Genomic DNA, 17,567 nt, shown 5'->3' with positions numbered 1-17,567 from the left:
ATCGACACGGAGGCTCCCATGAAACTCTGGCCCGCTTTATGCGTGACGGCGTTGGCATGCGTGATGGTCCATGCTCATGTCGCCGCTGCGGATTCTCACTCTCCCGCGTCCTGGACGCAGCCGCAAAAGCCGTTTCAAATCTACGGCAATACGTATTACGTCGGCTCGCAAGGTCTCAGCGCCATCCTGATTGCGTCGCCCGCAGGCCATGTGCTGATCGACGGCACGTTGCCGGAAAACGCATCCATGATCGAATCGAACATCCGCGCGCTGGGTTTTCGCGTGCAGGACATCAAGTGGATTCTCAACTCACATACGCACGGCGACCACGCGGGCGCCATTGCTGCGCTGGCGCGCGATAGCGGTGCGCAGGTGGCGGCAAGCGCCAGGTCGGCCAAGGCATTGGCCGTTGGCGGAGACGATCCGGATGATCCGCAGCATGGGATGGCACCGTTCTATCCCAAGGTAACCAAGGTTCGTATCGTGGCCGATGGGGAAACCCTGCATGTCGGCTCGCTGGCTTTGCAGATGCACGCCATGCCGGGACACACGCCCGGCAGCACCGGTTGGACCTGGCGTTCTTGCGAAGGCAGCCGCTGCCTGTCGATGGTTTATGCCGACAGCATTACGCTGCTCAGCACACCTGATTATCGCTATGCCGATCCGGCTCATCCCGAACGCCTTGCCGGTTATCGGCACACGCTTGCCATGCTGGCGGCATTGCCATGCGACATCCTGCTCACACCGCATCCACGCGATGACTTTTTCGAGAAAGCTGCACGCATCGCACCAGGCAAGCCCAATCCGTTGATCGACCCGCAGGCGTGCAGAGCCTACGCAGCGGAAGGGAAGCAGAATCTCGAGCAGCGCATGCGGAAGGAAGCGGGAGCCGCGCATTGAGCCGTAAGGCTGGGTGACAAATCCCGGCAACGAACGGCCGCAGTCAGCTCATGCGCCCGGACTTGCGCACGATCAGCATCGCCAGCTCCAGCGACTGCTCGTAATTCAGGCGCGGATCGACCATCGACTTGTAGGCACGCTGCAGATCCGCCTCGTTCAAATCGCGCGCGCCACCCATGCATTCAGTGACGTCTTCACCCGTCAGCTCCAGGTGCACGCCGCCCAGGTGCGTGCCTGCAGCGGCATGGATATCGAAGGCCTGATCCAGTTCGCCACGGATGTTATCGAAGCGGCGCGTCTTGTAACCGTTGGAGGTGCTTTCGGTGTTGCCATGCATGGGGTCGGCCACCCAGAGCACGCGACGCCCGGCACGCTTTACCGCATCGAGCAATGGCGGAAGCTTCTCCGCAATGTGCGCGTGGCCCATACGATGGATCAGCGTAAGGCGACCCGGTTCTTCCTCGGGGTTCAGTGCATCGATAAGCGGCAGCAACTGATCAGGCGTGACTGACGGGCCTACTTTCACAGCGATGGGATTGCGAATGCCGCGGAAATATTCCACATGCGCACCGTCGAGCGCGGCGGTGCGCATGCCAATCCACGGGAAGTGCGTGGAAAGATTGAACCAGCCTCGGTGGCGCGGTACTTGGCGTGTCAGCGCCTGTTCGTAGTGCAGTAGCAAGGCTTCGTGTGAGGTGAAAAAGTCCACGCGCGTAAAGCCTGCGATGGGGCCGGCCAGCGTCTCCATGAAGCGCAATGAATCGCCGATGCCGGCCACCATGCGGCGGTAGTCGGCCGCCAGCGGCGAATGCTCCACCCAGGCGAGATCCCAGTATTCAGGATGGTGGAGATCGGCAAAGCCGCCGTCGATCAGCGCCCGGACGAAATTCATGGTGAGTGCGGAATGCGCATGCGCGCGGATCAGGCGCTGCGGATCGGGGCGGCGTGCTTCCGCAGTGAATGCAGGCCCGTTGATCACGTCACCACGAAAGCTGGGCAATGTGACGCCATCGCGTGTCTCAGTGTCGGCCGAGCGCGGCTTGGCGTATTGCCCGGCAAACCGGCCCACCCGCAACACCGGCTGTTTGAGCCCGTGCACCAGCACCAGGCTCATCTGCAGCAAGACCTTGAGGCGATTGGAAATGATCGGACTGGTGCAATCGCCAAAGCTTTCGGCGCAATCGCCACCTTGCAAGAGGAAGCGCTTGCCGTCCTGCGCTTCGGCCAGTGCCTGCTTCAGCGCAAGTACCTCCCAAGAGGTCACCAGCGGCGGAAGGTGCGATAACTCGCCGAGCGCGCGGTCGAGCTCGGCCGGGTCCTCATAGTACGGCTGCTGCAGGGCGGTGCGCTCCTGCCAGGACGCGGGCGTCCAGTTCAGCTGTTCGACAGAACGCATGGTCTGGTTCATAGACGCAACCTCGGCGTGGCGCGTTGCAAGGTCGCGCGGATCGCCAATATCGAAAGAAGAACGAACCACAATAAAGCCCACAGCGGGATGGGCAGACCCAGGATCGGCTGGATCTTGGCGCACTCGCCCGAACCGGTGAACACCATCTTCAAGACCTTCGCGAACGGGAACGCGTCGAACATATACGCCAGATTGGGGCCACAGGCGGGTATCTGGTCCGACGGCAGCGACATGATCCACAGATGGCGCCCGGCCACTACCATGCCGAACAGGGCGCCCAACAGTACCAGCCCGGTATAGAACCAGCGCCCACCGGCGCGTGGCCCATGGATGGCCCCAGCCAGAAAAAAGACCGCCATGAACAGGAAACCAATGCGCTGGAAAATGCACAGCGGGCAAGGCTCCAGGCCCCACTGATACTCGGCATACAGTGCAAAGCCCAGCAGGCCGATACAGAGCAGGAAGCCGGCAAGAAAGCTGACGCGGTAGGACCAGCGAAGGGGATTCATGGGAGCGAGGCGGTAGGGGTGGGGATGCTGACATTACCCGCTCGCCGCCACGCTGTCAGCATGCGTACGCCGCGATCCTCAAAAGCACGAACCCCGCCGGTTTCCCAGGCGGGGTTCGTATTTGGACGTCCAAACAGCGTGGGAACTATTCGGCAGCCGGCTCGGCGCGCGGACGGTCCACCAGCTCGACGTACGCCAACGGGGCATTGTCGCCCGGGCGGAAGCCGCACTTGAGGATGCGCAGGTAACCGCCGGGACGCTCGCGGTAACGCGGCCCCAGCTCGACAAACAGCTTGCCCACGGCCTGCTTGTCGCGCAGACGCGCGAAAGCAAGACGACGGTTGGCCACGCTGTCGCTCTTGGCCAAGGTAATCAGCGGCTCAGCCACACGACGCAGTTCCTTCGCCTTGGGCAGGGTGGTGCGGATCAGCTCGTGCTTGATCAGCGACGACGCCATGTTCTTGAACATCGCTTCGCGATGCGAACTGGTGCGGTTGAGTTTGCGTCCGGATTTTTGGTGGCGCATGGTGAGTCTCTCTTAGTGTCTGTTGTTATGAAAAACCGGCCATGAGTCCGGCTTTCCGCGGTTACCCGCTGTTCGAGCCCAGGATAAAACGAGCTCATTTAAGAGCGCGGTCACAAATGACCGTCTCGCGTGACTGGCGGCTTCAAATCACTATTCGCCGGGCCAGTTTGAGCAGCGATCAAATGGGATCGCCAAGACTTCTTTTGCGCAGCCATGAAGGCTGTCTTTTCATCTGCGGCCTTGAACCGCCTCCAGCATTTGGCGGGATGCGCTGCGCGCAATCCCGCCATTATCTGGTTGCCGGGCGAACGTAAGGATCGCCCGATGAACCATCAACCCAGCTGCATACCGTGCGACAAGCCCGGCGGCGGCCAGTTTTCAAGCTTCATGCCGAGAGCGAGACCGCGCACGCCCAGGACATCCTTGATTTCAGTGAGCGACTTCTTGCCGAGATTCGGCGTCTTAAGCAGCTCCACTTCGGTCTTCTGCACCAGATCGCCGATATAGTAGATGCTCTCGGCCTTCAGGCAGTTCGCCGAGCGGACGGTGAGCTCCAGATCGTCGATCGGACGGAGCAGAAGCGGATCGAAACCACCCTTCTCCGCCTTGTCCGTGGCGCTCTCGCGACGCGAGAAATCACCGAACACGGACAACTGGTCATTGAGGATTTCGGCGGCCTTGCGTACCGCGTCTTCCGCGCCAATGGTGCCATTCGTCTCGATGTCAAGAATCAGCTTGTCGAGGTTGGTACGCTGCTCAACGCGAGCCGCATCCACTTCGTAAGCCACGCGCAGCACCGGCGCGAACGAGGCATCGAGCTGCAGGCGGCCAATCGGGCGCGCCTCGTCATCCGGATGCTGGCGCGAGCTGGCCGGCTGATAGCCGACGCCGCGACGCACCTTCAGACGCATGTTCAGCGCGATGTCCTTGGTGAGGTGGCAGATCACATGTTCCGGGTTGATGATCTCAACCGAGTGATCGACCACGATGTCACCGGCGGTGACCACACCCTTGCCCTTCTTGGACAGGGTGAGGGTGACTTCATCACCCGTATGTTGACGAATAGCCACTTCCTTGAGGTTGAGCAGGACCTCGATGACGTCCTCCTGCAGACCTTCCAGGGTGGTGTACTCGTGCAGCACACCATCGATTTCGACCTCGACGATGGCGCTGCCGGGAATCGATGAGAGCAGCACGCGACGCAACGCGTTGCCTAGGGTGTGACCGAAACCGCGTTCAAGCGGCTCCACCACGACCTTGGCGCGATTCGGTCCTAGCTGTTCAACGCTGAGGCCGCGAGGCCGCAGTACGCTGGTTGACGAAACTGCCATGCAGGGCTCCGGTTGATTACTTCGAATAAAGCTCGACGATCAGCGCTTCGTTGATGTCGGACGGCAGATCTGCACGATCCGGGACTGACTTGAACGTGCCGGCGAACTTCTTGGCGTCCACTTCGATCCATTGCGGGCGCAGGTCCATCGTGTCGAACACGGTGGCGGCTTCCTGCACGCGCAATTGGTTGCGCGCGCGCTCGGTCAGGGCGACTTCATCGCCCGGGCGCACCTGGTAGGACGGGATATTGACCTTTTTGCCGTTCACCAGCACTGCCTTGTGCGAAACAAGCTGGCGCGCCTGGGCGCGGGTAACAGCGAAGCCCATGCGGTAGACGACGTTGTCCAGGCGGCTTTCCAGCAGGCGCAACAGGTTCTCACCCGTGTTGCCTTTGAGAGTCGACGCCTTGGTGTAGTAGTTGCTGAACTGACGCTCAAGCACACCGTAGATGCGCTTGACCTTCTGCTTCTCACGCAACTGGACGGCGTAGTCGGACATGCGCATGCGCTTGTTAGCGCCGTGCTGGCCGGGCTTGTTTTCCAGCTTGCACTTGGAATCAATAGCGCGCGCAGGGCTCTTCAGGCTCAGATCCGAACCTTCGCGACGCGCCAACTTACAGGTAGCTCCACGATAACGTGCCATGGTTATGCTCCTTAGACGCGACGCTTCTTGGGGGGACGGCAGCCGTTGTGCGGAATCGGCGTAACGTCAATGATGTTGAGAACCTTGTAGCCGAGCGCATTCAGTGAACGCACCGCCGACTCACGGCCAGGTCCCGGGCCCTTGATCCGCACTTCCACCGTCTTCACGCCGTATTCGCCAGCAGCACGGCCAGCCTTTTCGGCAGCAACCTGGGCAGCGAACGGAGTAGATTTGCGTGAACCACGGAAGCCCGCACCACCTGCAGTCGCCCAGGAGAGCGCATTGCCCTGGCGGTCGGTGATGGTGACGATGGTGTTGTTGAAGGAGGCCTGCACGTGGGCCACCGCGTCGGTGACGACCCGTTTGACTTTCTTCTTCGTCTTAACTGCTGGCTTTGCCATGACTTATTCCAATTATTTCTTGATCGCGCGACGTGGGCCCTTGCGGGTGCGCGCATTGGTACGTGTGCGCTGGCCGCGCACCGGCAGACCGCGGCGATGGCGCAGGCCACGGTAGCAGCCCAAATCCATCAAACGCTTGATGGCAATACCGACTTCGCGGCGCAGGTCGCCTTCAACGACATACTTGGCGATTTCGTGACGGATCTTCTCGACCTCGCCCTCGCTAAGCGACTTGATCTGAACATTCGGGCTTACGCCCGCGTCCGCACAGACCTTCTTGGCCCGGCTGCGGCCGATGCCGTAGATGCTCTGCAGGCCAACCCAGACGTGTTTCTGGACCGGCAAATTGACACCCGCAATGCGCGCCATGATGTACTTTCTCCGATGCTTTCTTGCGCGGTAAACGCGCAATTCTAACCTTAATCAAACTGTCAGGAAAGTGCTGTGGCACTTGCCGCGCCACCGCCTTTCCACCGGGACCCACCTGCGCCTCAGCCGCGGCGCAAGTTGGCCTTCTTAAGCAAACCTTCGTACTGGTGACTGACCAGATGCGCCTGCACCTGCGCGGTAAAGTCCATCACCACCACCACCACGATCAGCAGCGAGGTGCCGCCGAAGTAGAACGGAACGTGCCAGGCGTTCTGCATGAACGTTGGCACCAAACAGACCAGTACCAGGTAGATGGCCCCGACGCCCGTCAGGCGGGTCATCACCGAATCGATGTAATCCGCCGTCGAACGCCCCGGGCGGATGCCTGGAATCAGAGCGCCAGACCGCTTCAGGTTGTCCGCCGTGTCCTGCGAGTTGAAGACGATCGCCGTATAGAAAAAGGCGAACGTGATCACCAGGACCGCATAGACGATGTCGTACAGCGGCTCGCCCGGAGTCAGAACCTGTACCACGTCCTGCAACCAGCGCGATTGATGGCTCGCATTACCCCAGGTCGCAGCCATCGCCGGGAACATCAGGATACTGTTCGCGAAGATGGGAGGAATCACACCCGACATATTGATCTTGAGCGGCAGGTGCGACGTCTGGTTCATATACGAACGCTGACCGCCCGATCGTCGCGCGTAATTCACGGTAATGCGCCGCTGGGCGCGCTCCATGAACACCACAAAGGCCGTTACAACCAGCACCAACGCAGCCACCATGACCAGCTTGATCGTGCTCAGCTCGCCGTTACTCGACATCGACAGCGTGTGCACCACCGCATTCGGCAAGCCAGCCACGATACCGGCGAAGATCAGCAGGGAAATGCCGTTGCCGATACCACGCTCGGTCATCTGCTCGCCCAGCCACATCAGGAACAGCGAACCAGCCGTCAAACCAACCACCGAGGACAGGATGAACCCGAAACCCGGCATGTAGACGACGGGAACACCACCGCTGGTCTGCTGCTTCATCAGCGCGACGGCAATACCGAAAGCCTGGAAGGCGGATAGACCCACCGTACCGATGCGGGTATACATCGTCAGCTGGCGCTGCCCCGACTGCCCCTCCTTACGAAGAGCCTGCAGGCTTGGAATAACCGAGCCCATCATCTGCACCACGATGGAGGCAGAGATGTACGGCACTACGCCCAGCGCGAACACCGAAAAGCGACCCAGCGAACCACCTGAGAACATGTTGAACATGTCCAGGATGCCGCCGCTTTGGCCAATCAGGTTAGCCATGGCATCCGGGTTGACCCCAGGCACCGGGATGAACGAGCCGAGGCGGAATACGATTAACGCACCTATCACGAAGAAGATGCGCTGACGCAGCTCGGTCAACTTGCCGAGCGATCCGACCGATGGACCCTTGGCTGCTGCCACAAATTACTCCACGCTGCCGCCGGCAGCTTCAATGGCTGCCTTGGCGCCGGCCGTAGCGAGCAGACCCGACAACTTCACTGCCCGGCCGATCTCGCCCTTGGCGACGACCTTGACCTTCTTGGCGCGGCTATCGATCAGACCCGCCTGATGCAGCACGACCGCATCGATCACGTCCACCTTCAGGCCAGCAAGCTGATACAGGAATACCTGTTGGCTCTCGGCCTTCTTCTGCGAACGAAAGCCGACCTTCGGCAAACGGCGCTGCAGCGGCATCTGACCGCCTTCGAAACCGAGGCGATGGGTACGTCCAGTGCGGGCGTGCTGGCCTTTGTGGCCACGGCCGGCAGTCTTGCCGAGGCCCGAACCGATACCGCGACCGACACGCAACCGCGTCTTGCGCGAACCGGCTGCCGGCTTGATGTCATTCAGACGCATGATGCTTACTCCTCGACCCGCACCAGGTAGTAGACCGTGTTGATCAGGCCGCGGACTTGCGGACTGTCCTTCAGTTCACGGACGTCGTTGGTCTTGTTCAGGCCCAGCGCCTTCACGCTCAAGCGATGGCGGGCCTGTACGCCGCGCAGCCCCTTGACCAGGCGCACGCGGATGGTTTTTTCGGTATTAGCCATTGCCCAGTACCTCTTCCACGGTCTTGCCACGCTTGGCAGCGATCTGCTTCGGCGAGGCAACGGCCTGCAGGCCCTTGATGGTGGCACGCACCAGATTGATCGGATTGCGCGAACCCACGGCCTTGGCCAGCACGTTCTTCACTCCGACCACTTCCAGCACGGCGCGCATCGCGCCGCCGGCAATCACGCCCGTACCTTCGGAGGCCGGCTGCATGTAGACGCGCGCCGCGCCGTGATTGGCCTTGATGGCGTACCACAGCGTGCCGTTGTTCAGGTCGATGCTCACCATGTTACGGCGAGCGCGATCCATGGCCTTGGAGATGGCCACCGGCACTTCACGCGCCTTGCCATAACCGAAGCCGACCTTGCCCTCGCCGTCGCCGACCACGGTCAGCGCGGTGAAGCTCATCTGGCGGCCACCCTTAACGGTCTTGGCCACTCGATTGACGGCGATCAGCTTCTCGAGCAGGCCGTCTGAATTTTCGCGATCAGTAGAAGACATATCTTTTCCGTATGCCCGGACCATCCGGGACTTTTACTTGCGGCTATGCCGCTTAGAGTTGTTTTGGTTGTTGCTTAGAACTTGAGACCAGCTTCGCGAGCGGCATCGGCAAGTGCCTTGATGCGGCCGTGATAGCGAAAACCGGAGCGATCGAACGCTACGATTTCGATACCCGCAGCTTTGGCACGCTCGGCAATCGCCTTGCCCACGGCGGCCGCGGCTGCGATGTTCTTGGTGCCCTTCAGGCCCTCGGCCACCGCCTTCTGCACGGTGGAGGCAGCCGCCACCACGTTTACGCCAGCAGCGTCGAACACCTGCGCATAAAGGTGCTGGCCAGTACGATGCACGGACAAACGAGCCACCCCGAGCTTGCGGATATGGGAACGCGTGGACTTGGCGCGGCGCAGACGGCTTTCTTTCTTGTTCATCGTGTGTCTCCAGGAAACGGATCGGCTATTTAGCGAGGCAACCCGCTATTAAGCCTTCTTGGCTTCCTTCAGGGTGATCTTCTCGCCGGCATAGCGCACGCCCTTGCCCTTGTAGGGCTCCGGGGGGCGATAGCCGCGAATCTTGGCAGCGACCTCACCGACCAGCTGCTTGTCCGAACCCTTGATCAGGATTTCGGTCTGCGTCGGGGTTTCCAGGGTAATGCCTTCTGGCGCATTGAACACGACCGGATGAGAGAAGCCCAGGCTCAGGTTCAGCGCCTTGCCAGCCATCGAAGCACGGTAGCCAACGCCGACCAGCTCCAACTTTCGCTCATAACCTTCGGACACGCCCTTGACCATGTTGGCCAGCAGCGCGCGAACAGTTCCGCCGAATTTGTCCTCGGCACCATCGTTCACGTGGACGTTCACCACGCCGCCATCAACGGACACCGATGCACCCGGAAGTGCATGGATCGACAAACTACCCTTAGGGCCTTTGACGGCGATGCCGTCCTCGGCGATCTTGAGCTCGACGCCCTTGGGAAGGGTAATGGGTTTCTTAGCAACACGAGACATCGGAAACTCCTTACGCGACCAGACCGATGACTTCGCCACCCACGCCTTGGGCGCGAGCCTGCGCGTCGGTCAACAGACCTGCGGATGTCGAAATGATCGAAATACCCAAACCGCCGAGCACCTTCGGTAGCTCGTCCTTGCCACGGTATACGCGCAGGCCCGAGCGGCTTACGCGCTCGATACGCTCGATCGCGGGACGGCCTTCGAAATACTTCAGCTTGATCTCGAGCACCGGCTTGCCTTCCATTTCGGAGGCCTTGGCGTCGAGGATGTAGCCCTCGTTCTTGAGAAGGTTGGCCAGCGCCACCTTCAGCTTCGACGACGGTACGCTGACAACCTGCTTGCCCGTAGCTTGGGCGTTGCGGATGCGCGTAAACAGATCGGCGATGGGATCAGTCATGCTCATGAAAACATCCTTCAGAGTGCACCGATATCCGATAAAACCGGAGATCAATTCTAAATTGTGAGCCGGCGACACGGCCGGCCTGCGATGCGCAGACCGACAATCATATCAGCCTTTTTCAGCTTTTGCGAATATTAATGCGGCAAGATAGCCGTTACCCACTCCCGCCTTTCATCGGAAAGGCCAGACCCGGGCTTTTTTGGCAGAGGCCAGCAGCTGGCATCTCCCGGGTTGGATTGAGTGTCCCCACTCCAACCCCCCAGCCAATCCCCGGAGGGAACGGCCAACTATTGCACTGACTTACCAGCTAGCCTTACGCAGGCCGGGAACGTCGCCGCGCATGGTAGCTTCACGCAGCTTGTTACGGCCGAGACCGAATTTACGGTAAACACCCCGCGGACGGCCGGACAACTCGCAACGGTTGCGCAACCGGCTAGCGCTGGAATCCCGAGGCAGCTTCTGCAGCTTGACCTGGGCGTCCATCTTCTCTTCGTAGGAAGATTTGGGGTTCGCCACGACGGCCTTCAGCTCAGCGCGCTTGGCAGCGTACTTCTTGATCAGTTTGGACCGCTTGATATCGCGGTTAACCATGGAGGTTTTTGCCATAAATTTCTCGCGACTCTCTTAGTTGCGGAACGGGAAGCTAAAGGCTTCCAGCAGCGCCTTGGCCTCTTCGTCCGTTTTGGCCGTCGTGGTGATGGAGATGTCCATACCACGCACGGCGTCGATGGCGTCGAAGTCGATTTCCGGGAAGATGATCTGTTCCTTCACGCCGAAGTTGTAGTTACCACGGCCATCGAAGGCGCGACCCGACACACCGCGGAAGTCGCGGACGCGGGGCAGCGAAATGTTGATCAGGCGATCCAGGAATTCCCACATGGTCGCGCGGCGCAAGGTGACCTTGCAGCCGATCGGCCAACCGTCGCGGATCTTGAACGAGGCCACGGACACGCGTGCCTTGGTCGTGATCGGCTTCTGGCCGGCGATCTTGGCCATGTCCGCCACGGCGTTCTCGAGCACTTTCTTGTTGCCCGCCGCTTCGCCCACGCCCATGTTCAGCGTGATCTTGGTGATGCGCGGAACCTGCATCACGTTCTCGTATCCGAAGCGCTCGGTGAGCTTCTGGATGACTTGTTCTTTGTAAAACGTTTCAAGGCGCGTCATGTTCGTGTTCCTCACGCGTCCACGACCTCGCCACTCGAACGGTACACGCGGACCTTGCGCCCATCAGAGAGCGTTTTGGCACCGACGCGTTCACCCTTGTTCGTGGCGGGGTTGAACAGCTGCACGTTGGAAATATGGATCGAGGCCTCACGCTCAACGATGCCACCGGCCTGGCCGGCCTGCGGGTTGGGCTTGGTGTGGCGCTTGACCAGGTTGACGTTGGAGACGAACACGCGATCGCCTTCAACGCGCAGCACGTCACCGCGCTGACCCTTGTTTTTGCCGGTGATCACGATGACCTGATCACCCTTGCGGATACGGTTCATGGTTCTTCTCCGCCTCAGAGCACTTCGGGTGCGAGCGAGACGATCTTCATGAACTTCTCGCCACGCAGCTCACGAGTCACGGGTCCGAAGATACGGGTGCCGATCGGCTCGAGTTTGTTGTTGAGGAGCACGGCTGCATTACCGTCGAAACGGATCAGCGAGCCGTCGGCGCGACGCACACCCTTGGAGGTACGAACCACCACGGCGTTGTACACCTCGCCCTTCTTCACCTTGCCACGCGGGATGGCATCTTTCACAGTGACCTTGATAACGTCACCGATCGCGGCATAGCGGCGCTTGGAGCCGCCGAGCACCTTGATGCACATCAGTTCCTTGGCGCCGCTGTTATCAGCGGCGGAAAGCGTGCTTTGCATCTGGATCATGGCTGCACCCTCCCCTTACGCTTCGGCGCGCGTGACGATTTCGACCACGCGGTGATGCTTGGTCTTGGAAAGCGGACGGCATTCCGCGATGCGCACCACATCACCCTCGTTCGCGCCGAGATCATTCTGCGCGTGGAGCTTGGTGGAACGGCGCACGATCTTGCCCAGCAGCGGATGCTGCACCTGGCGCTCGATCAGCACGGTAACCGTCTTTTCCATCTTGTTGCTAATAACGCGACCCTCAAGGGTGCGCACCTGTTTCTGGTTGTCGCTCATGTCGGCCGCCTCTTACTTCTTGCCGCCGAGCACGAACTTCGTGCGGGCGATATCACGCCGAACGCGGCGTAGTTGATGCGGCTGGCTGAGCTGCCCGGTGCCTTTCTGCATACGCAAATTGAATTGCTCTTTGCGCAGGTCCAGCAGATGCTGCTTCAGCTCTTCGGCCGACTTGGTGGTTAGGTCCTTGACGTCCATCACATCACCGCCCTGGTCACAAACTGGGTCTGCACCGACAACTTGGCGGCGGCCAGGCGGAACGCCTCGCGCGCGGTAGCCTCGTCGACACCCTCGATTTCATAAAGCATGCGGCCCGGCTGGATCGGTGCGACCCAGAACTCCACACCACCCTTACCGGCGCCCATTCGGACTTCGATCGGCTTCTTGGTGATCGGCTTGTCGGGGAACACACGGATCCACAACTTGCCACCACGCTTAACGAAACGCGTGATGCAACGACGGGCCGCCTCGATCTGTCGTGCGGTCAGCGCACCATGCGTGGTGGCCTTGAGACCATACTCGCCAAAGCTGACGAGGTTGGCGCTGAAGGCCAGACCGTCATTGCGGCCCTTGAACTGCTTGCGGTATTTGGTTCGCTTGGGTTGCAACATGGCAACTCTCCTTACTTCGCCGTCCGTTCGCGACGGCCTTCACCGCCATCGCGATCGCGACGCCCTTCACGACGCCCCTCGCCACCCTCGCGCTCGCGGCGCGGCTGAGCGGCCTGCTCTTCCTTCGGCTCCTGGCCGACCTGGGACAAGTCGAAGATTTCGCCCTTGTAGATCCAGATCTTGATGCCGATGATGCCGTAGGTGGTCTTCGCTTCGGCGGTGCCGTAGTCGATGTCCGCACGCAGGGTATGCAGCGGCACGCGACCTTCGCGGCTCCACTCGGAGCGGGCAATCTCGGCGCCGTTCAGACGGCCGGACACGTTGATCTTGATGCCCAGCGCGCCCAAGCGCATCGCATTGCCGACGGCGCGCTTCATGGCGCGACGGAACATGATGCGGCGCTCGAGCTGCTGCGCAATCGATTCGGCCACCAGCTGCGCATCGAGCTCGGGCTTGCGCACTTCATTGACATTGATGTGCGTCGGGACGCCCATCATGTCGCTGACTTCCTTGCGCAGCTTCTCGATGTCCTCGCCCTTCTTGCCGATCACCACGCCCGGACGGGCGGTGTGGATCGTCACGCGGGCAGTCTTGGCCGGGCGCTCGATCTGAATTTTCGAGATGCCCGCAGCAGCCAGCTTCTTGCGCAGCATCTCGCGGACCTTCAAATCCGCAGCGAGGTATTTGGCGTATTCGCCCTTATTGGCGTACCACTTCGAGTTCCAGTCCTTGGCAATGCCGAGGCGGATACCGGTGGGATGAACTTTATGACCCATCGTCTACGTCCTCTTAGTTGCCAACGACCACAGTGATGTGGCTCGTACGCTTTAGAATGCGGGAACCGCGGCCTTTGGCGCGGGCGTACATACGCTTCATCGCCGGACCCTCGTCCACGAAAATACGCGAAACTTTCAATTCGTCGACGTCCGCACCGAGATTGTTTTCGGCGTTGGCGACGGCAGACAGCAGCACCTTGCGAACAATGTGCGCGGCCTTCTTGTTGGTGAACTGGAGCACGTCGCTGGCGCGGCCGACGGGCATGCCGCGGACCAGGTCAGCTACCAGGCGTGCCTTCTGCGCTGAAATGCGAGCGCTGCGCAGGATCGCTTTGGCTTCAGTGCTCATCTCACTTGCCCTTCTTATCGCCGCCATGGCCCTTGAAGGTACGCGTCACCGCGAACTCGCCGAGCTTGTGCCCGACCATGTTCTCGTTGACCAGTACCGGCACGTGCTGGCGACCGTTGTGGATGGCGATGGTCAATCCGACCATTTCCGGCAGGATCATCGAGCGACGCGACCAGGTCTTGATCGGGCGCTTGGAGTTGGTGGAAACCGCAGTTTCCACTTTCTTGATGAGGTGAAGGTCGACAAAGGGACCTTTCTTCAAAGAACGCGGCATGACGGTTTCCTAATTACTTGCGACGGCGCACGATGAACTGCTGCGTGCGCTTGTTGTTACGAGTCTTGTAACCCTTGGTCGGCGTACCCCAGGGACTGACCGGATGACGGCCACCGGAGGTGCGACCTTCACCACCGCCGTGCGGGTGATCGACCGGGTTCATCACTACGCCGCGGACGGTCGGGCGAATGCCCTTCCAGCGGGTGGCACCGGCCTTGCCCAGCTTGCGCAGGCTATGCTCGGAGTTGCCCACTTCGCCGATCGTGGCGCGGCAGTCGACCGGCACCTTGCGCATTTCGCCGGAGCGCAGACGCAGGGTGGCGTAGCCGGATTCACGTGCGATCAGCTGCACCGAGGCACCGGCGGAACGGGCAATCTGCGCGCCCTTGCCGGGTTTCATTTCCACGCAATGCACCGTCGAACCGACCGGAATATTACGCAGCGGCAAGCTGTTGCCGACCTTGATCGGCGCATCGTGACCGGAGACCACGCGATCACCCACCGCCACGCCAGCCGGCGCAATGATGTAGCGACGCTCGCCATCGGCGTAGCACAACAGCGCGATGTGTGCGGTGCGGTTCGGATCGTATTCCAGGCGCTCGACCTTGGCGGCAATGCCTTCCTTGTCGCGCTTGAAGTCAATGATGCGGTACGCCTGCTTGTGACCACCGCCACGATGCCGCGTGGTGATGCGACCAAAATGGTTGCGGCCACCCGTCTTGTTCTGGCTCTCGGTCAGCGGCGCGTACGGCGCACCTTTATGCAGCCCCTCGGTGCGGACGCTAACAGCATCGCGACGACCCGGCGAGGTTGGCTTGTGATTGATTAGTGCCATCTGTCAGAACTCCTGGCTCAGGCCTTGGCCGCCACGTCGATCGTCTGGCCGGCGGCAAGACGAACATACGCCTTGCGCTTGCCCTGACGGTTGCCCGCGCGGAAACGGAAGGACTTGGCCTTGCCCTTGGCATTGACGAGATTTACCTGCTCGACCTTGACATCGAACATCTTCTCAACTGCTGCACGGACATCAGCCTTGGTTGCTTCGGGAGCAACCACGAAAACGTACTGGTTATGTTCGGCCAAGCGGGCCGCCTTCTCGGAAATGTGCGGCGCGCGCAGCGTATTCAGAATGCGTTCGTTGCTCATGCCAGCCACTCCTCGACCTTCTTGACCGCTTCGACGGTCATCACTACATAGTCGGAACCGACCAGGCTGACCGGATTCAACGCCAGCACATCCACCACATGCAGGTAGGGGATATTGCGCGAAGCCAGGTACAGCGCTTCGCTTGCGTCTTCCGACACCAGCAGCACGCGACCGGACACGTCGAGCTCGGCCATCTTGGCAATCATCGCCTTGGTCTTCGGGGCCTCGATGCCGAAGCCTTCGACCACCTTCAGGCGCCCCTGACGATTCAGCTCCGACAAGATGGAGCGGATCGCCACGCGATAGGCCTTACGATTGACCTTCTGCTCGTAGCTGCGGGGCTTTGCCGCGAAAGTGACACCACCGCCCACGAAGATCGGAGCGCGATAGTCACCGTGACGGGCACCGCCGCCCTTCTGCTTCTTGAACTTCTTGGTGGTACCGGACACGTCGCTGCGTGAAAGCTGCGACTGCGTACCGGCGCGACCACCGGCCTGATAAGCCACCACAACCTGGTGGATCAGGGCTTGCTTCAACTCACCGCCGAACACTTCGTCCGACACGCTGAGCGGCTTGGCGCCAATAACATTCAGTTCCATGCCGTCTCTCCTCAACCCTTGGTGGTCGGACGGATGATGACGTCGCCACCGGTAGCACCCGGTACCGCGCCTTTCACCGCAATCAGGTGACGCTCGCCGTCGACCTTGACCACTTCCAAGCCCTGCACGGTGCGATTGACCGCACCCATGTGGCCCGACATTTTCTTGCCCGGAAACACGCGACCCGGCGTCTGACGCTGACCGATAGAACCCGGCGAGCGATGAGACAGCGAGTTACCGTGGGTAGCATCACCCATGGTGAAGCCATGACGCTTGATCGTGCCCTGGAAGCCCTTACCCTTGCTGACGCCCGCCACGTCGACGACCTGGCCGACCTGAAACACTTCGTCAGCCTTGATTTCGGCGCCGACGGCATATTTGCCGGCATCGGCCGCATTCAGGCGGAACTCCCACAGACCACGGCCCGGCTCAACCTTCGCCTTGGCGTAGTGACCCTTTTCCGGGTTGGTCAGCAGACTGGCGCGCTTGGCGCCCGCGGTGACCTGCACCGCGCTGTAACCATCATTATCTTCCGTCTTCACCTGGGTTACCCGATTCGGGGTCGCTTCAATCAGCGTCACCGGAATCGAGCGCCCGTCTTCGGTGAAGAGTCGGCTCATGCCGCATTTGCGGCCAACCAGTCCGATACTCATATTCGTATCCTGTCTATCGCTCAACCAAGCTTGATCTGAACGTCAACGCCAGCGGCGAGATCGAGCTTCATGAGCGCGTCCACGGTCTTGTCGTTGGGATCGACGATGTCCAGCACGCGCTTATGGGTGCGGGTTTCGTACTGATCGCGAGCATCTTTGTCGACGTGCGGAGACACCAGAATGGTGTAGCGCTCGATCTTGGTCGGAAGCGGAATCGGACCGAGAACCGTAGCGCCAGTGCGCTTAGCCGTCTCGACGATTTCGCTGGCCGAACGATCGATCAGACGATGATCGAACGCCTTGAGTCGAATGCGAATCTTTTGGTTCGCCATAACCGTGTCCTGTTATCTAAAGAACAAATCGTGAATCGAAGTAGCTTCTCGCCACTTCGCACAACCCCAGTACCAATGCAGGCATCGCAGCCCCTCTCAAGCATTTTGCCGCCCGAGAGACTTCAAAACGCCGGGCAGGCCGTTTTGCGGCCTGCCCAGACAGATAGCATATGCGGAAACCTTTTTACGTCAGGGACTCGCCCCACGTTCGGTGCCCGCAACATCCGTGTTAGCGAACTCGAAGCACTTCCTGTACCTCATTTCGCGGTATGTCACCGGCAGATCCGATGACGACAACTTGGCGACTATAGCCTATTTACGGCCATGTGACAAGCCTTGAAGAAATCGCCTGCACAACAGACGATTTCTTCTTTGTTTGTTACTTGGTGATCTTGGCGACGACGCCGGCGCCCACCGTGCGGCCGCCTTCGCGGATCGCAAAGCGCAGGCCTTCGGTCATCGCGATCGGCGAGATCAGCACGACCTTCATTTTGATGTTGTCGCCCGGCATCACCATTTCCACGCCTTCCGGCAGCTCGATCGCACCGGTCACGTCCGTCGTACGGAAGTAGAACTGCGGACGGTAGCCCTTGAAGAACGGCGTA

General features: G+C 60.6%; 30 protein-coding genes and 1 pseudogene. 1 reads left to right on the top strand and 30 read right to left on the bottom strand.

Features of this window, described 5'->3' with window-relative positions; genetic code table 11:
• Positions 1-18: 18 nt before the first annotated feature.
• Positions 19-900 (top strand): subclass B3 metallo-beta-lactamase, encoded by an 882-nt coding sequence (gene bla / locus VMA74_RS05820; RefSeq protein WP_325365694.1) that lies wholly within the window; start codon positions 19-21, stop codon positions 898-900.
• A gap of 43 nt (positions 901-943) precedes the next feature.
• Here bla and VMA74_RS05815 read toward each other — a convergent pair whose 3' ends face one another.
• From VMA74_RS05815 to tuf, 30 genes and pseudogenes are all read right to left on the bottom strand, one after another.
• Positions 944-2,296 carry a class II 3-deoxy-7-phosphoheptulonate synthase gene (locus VMA74_RS05815; RefSeq protein ID WP_325365693.1) on the bottom strand — a complete coding sequence of 451 codons (1,353 nt, stop codon included), beginning with the start codon at positions 2,294-2,296 and terminating at the stop codon, positions 944-946.
• An 8-nt stretch (positions 2,297-2,304) separates the two neighbouring features.
• Positions 2,305-2,817: a disulfide bond formation protein B gene (locus VMA74_RS05810; RefSeq protein WP_325365692.1), complete on the bottom strand. Its 513-nt coding sequence runs from the start codon at positions 2,815-2,817 to the stop codon at positions 2,305-2,307.
• A gap of 145 nt (positions 2,818-2,962) precedes the next feature.
• Positions 2,963-3,343 (bottom strand): 50S ribosomal protein L17, encoded by a 381-nt coding sequence (rplQ, locus tag VMA74_RS05805; protein ID WP_325365691.1) that lies wholly within the window; start codon positions 3,341-3,343, stop codon positions 2,963-2,965.
• A 332-nt stretch (positions 3,344-3,675) separates the two neighbouring features.
• Positions 3,676-4,674, bottom strand: coding sequence for a DNA-directed RNA polymerase subunit alpha (locus tag VMA74_RS05800; RefSeq protein WP_325365690.1), 999 nt, complete (start codon positions 4,672-4,674; stop codon positions 3,676-3,678).
• A gap of 16 nt (positions 4,675-4,690) precedes the next feature.
• The gene (gene rpsD, locus VMA74_RS05795) at positions 4,691-5,317 is read right to left on the bottom strand and encodes a 30S ribosomal protein S4 (protein WP_325365689.1); all 627 of its coding nucleotides are present in this window, start codon (positions 5,315-5,317) and stop codon (positions 4,691-4,693) included.
• A gap of 11 nt (positions 5,318-5,328) precedes the next feature.
• Positions 5,329-5,718, bottom strand: coding sequence for a 30S ribosomal protein S11 (rpsK, locus tag VMA74_RS05790; protein WP_126683159.1), 390 nt, complete (start codon positions 5,716-5,718; stop codon positions 5,329-5,331).
• A 12-nt stretch (positions 5,719-5,730) separates the two neighbouring features.
• A complete protein-coding gene (gene rpsM, locus VMA74_RS05785) occupies positions 5,731-6,087 on the bottom strand; it encodes a 30S ribosomal protein S13 (protein ID WP_284319928.1) in 357 nt (118 codons plus the stop codon).
• Between the two features lie 122 nt (positions 6,088-6,209).
• Positions 6,210-7,535 (bottom strand): preprotein translocase subunit SecY, encoded by a 1,326-nt coding sequence (secY, locus tag VMA74_RS05780; protein WP_325365688.1) that lies wholly within the window; start codon positions 7,533-7,535, stop codon positions 6,210-6,212.
• Between the two features lie 3 nt (positions 7,536-7,538).
• Positions 7,539-7,970, bottom strand: coding sequence for a 50S ribosomal protein L15 (gene rplO / locus VMA74_RS05775; protein ID WP_325365687.1), 432 nt, complete (start codon positions 7,968-7,970; stop codon positions 7,539-7,541).
• A 5-nt stretch (positions 7,971-7,975) separates the two neighbouring features.
• Complete coding sequence (rpmD, locus tag VMA74_RS05770) at positions 7,976-8,164, bottom strand: 50S ribosomal protein L30 (RefSeq protein WP_204683693.1); 189 nt, start codon at positions 8,162-8,164, stop codon at positions 7,976-7,978.
• A complete protein-coding gene (rpsE, locus tag VMA74_RS05765; RefSeq protein WP_115495831.1) occupies positions 8,157-8,666 on the bottom strand; it encodes a 30S ribosomal protein S5 in 510 nt (169 codons plus the stop codon). The genes rpmD and rpsE overlap by 8 nt, the downstream gene beginning before the upstream one ends.
• A gap of 74 nt (positions 8,667-8,740) precedes the next feature.
• The gene (gene rplR, locus VMA74_RS05760; protein WP_325365686.1) at positions 8,741-9,094 is read right to left on the bottom strand and encodes a 50S ribosomal protein L18; all 354 of its coding nucleotides are present in this window, start codon (positions 9,092-9,094) and stop codon (positions 8,741-8,743) included.
• Positions 9,095-9,142: 48 nt separating this feature from the next.
• On the bottom strand, positions 9,143-9,670 hold the full coding sequence (gene rplF, locus VMA74_RS05755) for a 50S ribosomal protein L6 (RefSeq protein ID WP_325365685.1): 528 nt from the start codon (positions 9,668-9,670) through the stop codon (positions 9,143-9,145).
• Between the two features lie 10 nt (positions 9,671-9,680).
• Positions 9,681-10,076 (bottom strand): 30S ribosomal protein S8, encoded by a 396-nt coding sequence (gene rpsH / locus VMA74_RS05750; RefSeq protein WP_325365684.1) that lies wholly within the window; start codon positions 10,074-10,076, stop codon positions 9,681-9,683.
• 297 nt (positions 10,077-10,373) lie between these two features.
• Positions 10,374-10,679 carry a 30S ribosomal protein S14 gene (gene rpsN, locus VMA74_RS05745; RefSeq protein ID WP_325365683.1) on the bottom strand — a complete coding sequence of 102 codons (306 nt, stop codon included), beginning with the start codon at positions 10,677-10,679 and terminating at the stop codon, positions 10,374-10,376.
• An 18-nt stretch (positions 10,680-10,697) separates the two neighbouring features.
• Positions 10,698-11,237, bottom strand: a complete 540-nt coding sequence (gene rplE, locus VMA74_RS05740) for a 50S ribosomal protein L5 (RefSeq protein ID WP_325365682.1) — start codon at positions 11,235-11,237, stop codon at positions 10,698-10,700.
• Positions 11,238-11,248: 11 nt separating this feature from the next.
• Complete coding sequence (gene rplX / locus VMA74_RS05735; protein WP_325365680.1) at positions 11,249-11,563, bottom strand: 50S ribosomal protein L24; 315 nt, start codon at positions 11,561-11,563, stop codon at positions 11,249-11,251.
• Positions 11,564-11,577: 14 nt separating this feature from the next.
• On the bottom strand, positions 11,578-11,946 hold the full coding sequence (rplN, locus tag VMA74_RS05730; RefSeq protein WP_324150125.1) for a 50S ribosomal protein L14: 369 nt from the start codon (positions 11,944-11,946) through the stop codon (positions 11,578-11,580).
• Positions 11,947-11,961: 15 nt separating this feature from the next.
• Complete coding sequence (gene rpsQ / locus VMA74_RS05725; protein WP_126683171.1) at positions 11,962-12,222, bottom strand: 30S ribosomal protein S17; 261 nt, start codon at positions 12,220-12,222, stop codon at positions 11,962-11,964.
• Between the two features lie 12 nt (positions 12,223-12,234).
• Positions 12,235-12,420 carry a 50S ribosomal protein L29 gene (gene rpmC, locus VMA74_RS05720; protein ID WP_325365675.1) on the bottom strand — a complete coding sequence of 62 codons (186 nt, stop codon included), beginning with the start codon at positions 12,418-12,420 and terminating at the stop codon, positions 12,235-12,237.
• Entirely contained in the window at positions 12,420-12,833 is a 414-nt protein-coding gene (gene rplP / locus VMA74_RS05715; RefSeq protein WP_126683172.1) for a 50S ribosomal protein L16, read from the bottom strand. Before rplP ends, rpmC begins: the two co-directional genes overlap by 1 nt.
• A gap of 11 nt (positions 12,834-12,844) precedes the next feature.
• Entirely contained in the window at positions 12,845-13,609 is a 765-nt protein-coding gene (gene rpsC / locus VMA74_RS05710; protein WP_325365672.1) for a 30S ribosomal protein S3, read from the bottom strand.
• Between the two features lie 13 nt (positions 13,610-13,622).
• The gene (gene rplV, locus VMA74_RS05705; protein ID WP_074547432.1) at positions 13,623-13,958 is read right to left on the bottom strand and encodes a 50S ribosomal protein L22; all 336 of its coding nucleotides are present in this window, start codon (positions 13,956-13,958) and stop codon (positions 13,623-13,625) included.
• Position 13,959: 1 nt separating this feature from the next.
• The gene (rpsS, locus tag VMA74_RS05700; RefSeq protein ID WP_188792860.1) at positions 13,960-14,232 is read right to left on the bottom strand and encodes a 30S ribosomal protein S19; all 273 of its coding nucleotides are present in this window, start codon (positions 14,230-14,232) and stop codon (positions 13,960-13,962) included.
• 13 nt (positions 14,233-14,245) lie between these two features.
• Positions 14,246-15,067: a 50S ribosomal protein L2 gene (gene rplB, locus VMA74_RS05695; protein ID WP_188792861.1), complete on the bottom strand. Its 822-nt coding sequence runs from the start codon at positions 15,065-15,067 to the stop codon at positions 14,246-14,248.
• A gap of 17 nt (positions 15,068-15,084) precedes the next feature.
• The gene (gene rplW, locus VMA74_RS05690; RefSeq protein WP_325365667.1) at positions 15,085-15,378 is read right to left on the bottom strand and encodes a 50S ribosomal protein L23; all 294 of its coding nucleotides are present in this window, start codon (positions 15,376-15,378) and stop codon (positions 15,085-15,087) included.
• The gene (gene rplD / locus VMA74_RS05685) at positions 15,375-15,977 is read right to left on the bottom strand and encodes a 50S ribosomal protein L4 (RefSeq protein WP_325365666.1); all 603 of its coding nucleotides are present in this window, start codon (positions 15,975-15,977) and stop codon (positions 15,375-15,377) included. Before rplD ends, rplW begins: the two co-directional genes overlap by 4 nt.
• 11 nt (positions 15,978-15,988) lie before the next feature.
• Complete coding sequence (rplC, locus tag VMA74_RS05680) at positions 15,989-16,630, bottom strand: 50S ribosomal protein L3 (protein ID WP_325365665.1); 642 nt, start codon at positions 16,628-16,630, stop codon at positions 15,989-15,991.
• A 20-nt stretch (positions 16,631-16,650) separates the two neighbouring features.
• Positions 16,651-16,962 (bottom strand): 30S ribosomal protein S10, encoded by a 312-nt coding sequence (gene rpsJ, locus VMA74_RS05675; protein WP_014402136.1) that lies wholly within the window; start codon positions 16,960-16,962, stop codon positions 16,651-16,653.
• 379 nt (positions 16,963-17,341) lie between these two features.
• Positions 17,342-17,567 (bottom strand): annotated as a pseudogene (tuf, locus tag VMA74_RS05670) (elongation factor Tu); the annotation flags it as partial.

Origin of the sequence: Dyella sp. (assembly GCF_035508675.1) — a bacterium.
Classification (GTDB): Bacteria; Pseudomonadota; Gammaproteobacteria; order Xanthomonadales; family Rhodanobacteraceae; genus Dyella_B.
Note: the sequence above shows the minus strand (reverse complement) of the source record. Positions and strands in the feature narration are given on the sequence as shown.

Excerpts from the sequence above, each read along its gene's own strand:
- bla (WP_325365694.1), top strand. The coding sequence starts at position 19 with ATGAAACTCTGGCCCGCTTTATGCGTGACGGCGTTGGCATGCGTGATG.
- VMA74_RS05815 (WP_325365693.1), bottom strand. The coding sequence starts at position 2,296 with ATGCGTTCTGTCGAACAGCTGAACTGGACGCCCGCGTCCTGGCAGGAG.
- VMA74_RS05810 (WP_325365692.1), bottom strand. The coding sequence starts at position 2,817 with ATGAATCCCCTTCGCTGGTCCTACCGCGTCAGCTTTCTTGCCGGCTTC.
- rplQ (WP_325365691.1), bottom strand. The coding sequence starts at position 3,343 with ATGCGCCACCAAAAATCCGGACGCAAACTCAACCGCACCAGTTCGCAT.
- VMA74_RS05800 (WP_325365690.1), bottom strand. The coding sequence starts at position 4,674 with ATGGCAGTTTCGTCAACCAGCGTACTGCGGCCTCGCGGCCTCAGCGTT.
- rpsD (WP_325365689.1), bottom strand. The coding sequence starts at position 5,317 with ATGGCACGTTATCGTGGAGCTACCTGTAAGTTGGCGCGTCGCGAAGGT.
- rpsK (WP_126683159.1), bottom strand. The coding sequence starts at position 5,718 with ATGGCAAAGCCAGCAGTTAAGACGAAGAAGAAAGTCAAACGGGTCGTC.
- rpsM (WP_284319928.1), bottom strand. The coding sequence starts at position 6,087 with ATGGCGCGCATTGCGGGTGTCAATTTGCCGGTCCAGAAACACGTCTGG.
- rplO (WP_325365687.1), bottom strand. The coding sequence starts at position 7,970 with ATGCGTCTGAATGACATCAAGCCGGCAGCCGGTTCGCGCAAGACGCGG.
- rpmD (WP_204683693.1), bottom strand. The coding sequence starts at position 8,164 with ATGGCTAATACCGAAAAAACCATCCGCGTGCGCCTGGTCAAGGGGCTG.
- rpsE (WP_115495831.1), bottom strand. The coding sequence starts at position 8,666 with ATGTCTTCTACTGATCGCGAAAATTCAGACGGCCTGCTCGAGAAGCTG.
- rplR (WP_325365686.1), bottom strand. The coding sequence starts at position 9,094 with ATGAACAAGAAAGAAAGCCGTCTGCGCCGCGCCAAGTCCACGCGTTCC.
- rplF (WP_325365685.1), bottom strand. The coding sequence starts at position 9,670 with ATGTCTCGTGTTGCTAAGAAACCCATTACCCTTCCCAAGGGCGTCGAG.
- rpsH (WP_325365684.1), bottom strand. The coding sequence starts at position 10,076 with ATGAGCATGACTGATCCCATCGCCGATCTGTTTACGCGCATCCGCAAC.
- rpsN (WP_325365683.1), bottom strand. The coding sequence starts at position 10,679 with ATGGCAAAAACCTCCATGGTTAACCGCGATATCAAGCGGTCCAAACTG.
- rplE (WP_325365682.1), bottom strand. The coding sequence starts at position 11,237 with ATGACGCGCCTTGAAACGTTTTACAAAGAACAAGTCATCCAGAAGCTC.
- rplX (WP_325365680.1), bottom strand. The coding sequence starts at position 11,563 with ATGAACCGTATCCGCAAGGGTGATCAGGTCATCGTGATCACCGGCAAA.
- rplN (WP_324150125.1), bottom strand. The coding sequence starts at position 11,946 with ATGATCCAGATGCAAAGCACGCTTTCCGCCGCTGATAACAGCGGCGCC.
- rpsQ (WP_126683171.1), bottom strand. The coding sequence starts at position 12,222 with ATGAGCGACAACCAGAAACAGGTGCGCACCCTTGAGGGTCGCGTTATT.
- rpmC (WP_325365675.1), bottom strand. The coding sequence starts at position 12,420 with ATGGACGTCAAGGACCTAACCACCAAGTCGGCCGAAGAGCTGAAGCAG.
- rplP (WP_126683172.1), bottom strand. The coding sequence starts at position 12,833 with ATGTTGCAACCCAAGCGAACCAAATACCGCAAGCAGTTCAAGGGCCGC.
- rpsC (WP_325365672.1), bottom strand. The coding sequence starts at position 13,609 with ATGGGTCATAAAGTTCATCCCACCGGTATCCGCCTCGGCATTGCCAAG.
- rplV (WP_074547432.1), bottom strand. The coding sequence starts at position 13,958 with ATGAGCACTGAAGCCAAAGCGATCCTGCGCAGCGCTCGCATTTCAGCG.
- rpsS (WP_188792860.1), bottom strand. The coding sequence starts at position 14,232 with ATGCCGCGTTCTTTGAAGAAAGGTCCCTTTGTCGACCTTCACCTCATC.
- rplB (WP_188792861.1), bottom strand. The coding sequence starts at position 15,067 with ATGGCACTAATCAATCACAAGCCAACCTCGCCGGGTCGTCGCGATGCT.
- rplW (WP_325365667.1), bottom strand. The coding sequence starts at position 15,378 with ATGAGCAACGAACGCATTCTGAATACGCTGCGCGCGCCGCACATTTCC.
- rplD (WP_325365666.1), bottom strand. The coding sequence starts at position 15,977 with ATGGAACTGAATGTTATTGGCGCCAAGCCGCTCAGCGTGTCGGACGAA.
- rplC (WP_325365665.1), bottom strand. The coding sequence starts at position 16,630 with ATGAGTATCGGACTGGTTGGCCGCAAATGCGGCATGAGCCGACTCTTC.
- rpsJ (WP_014402136.1), bottom strand. The coding sequence starts at position 16,962 with ATGGCGAACCAAAAGATTCGCATTCGACTCAAGGCGTTCGATCATCGT.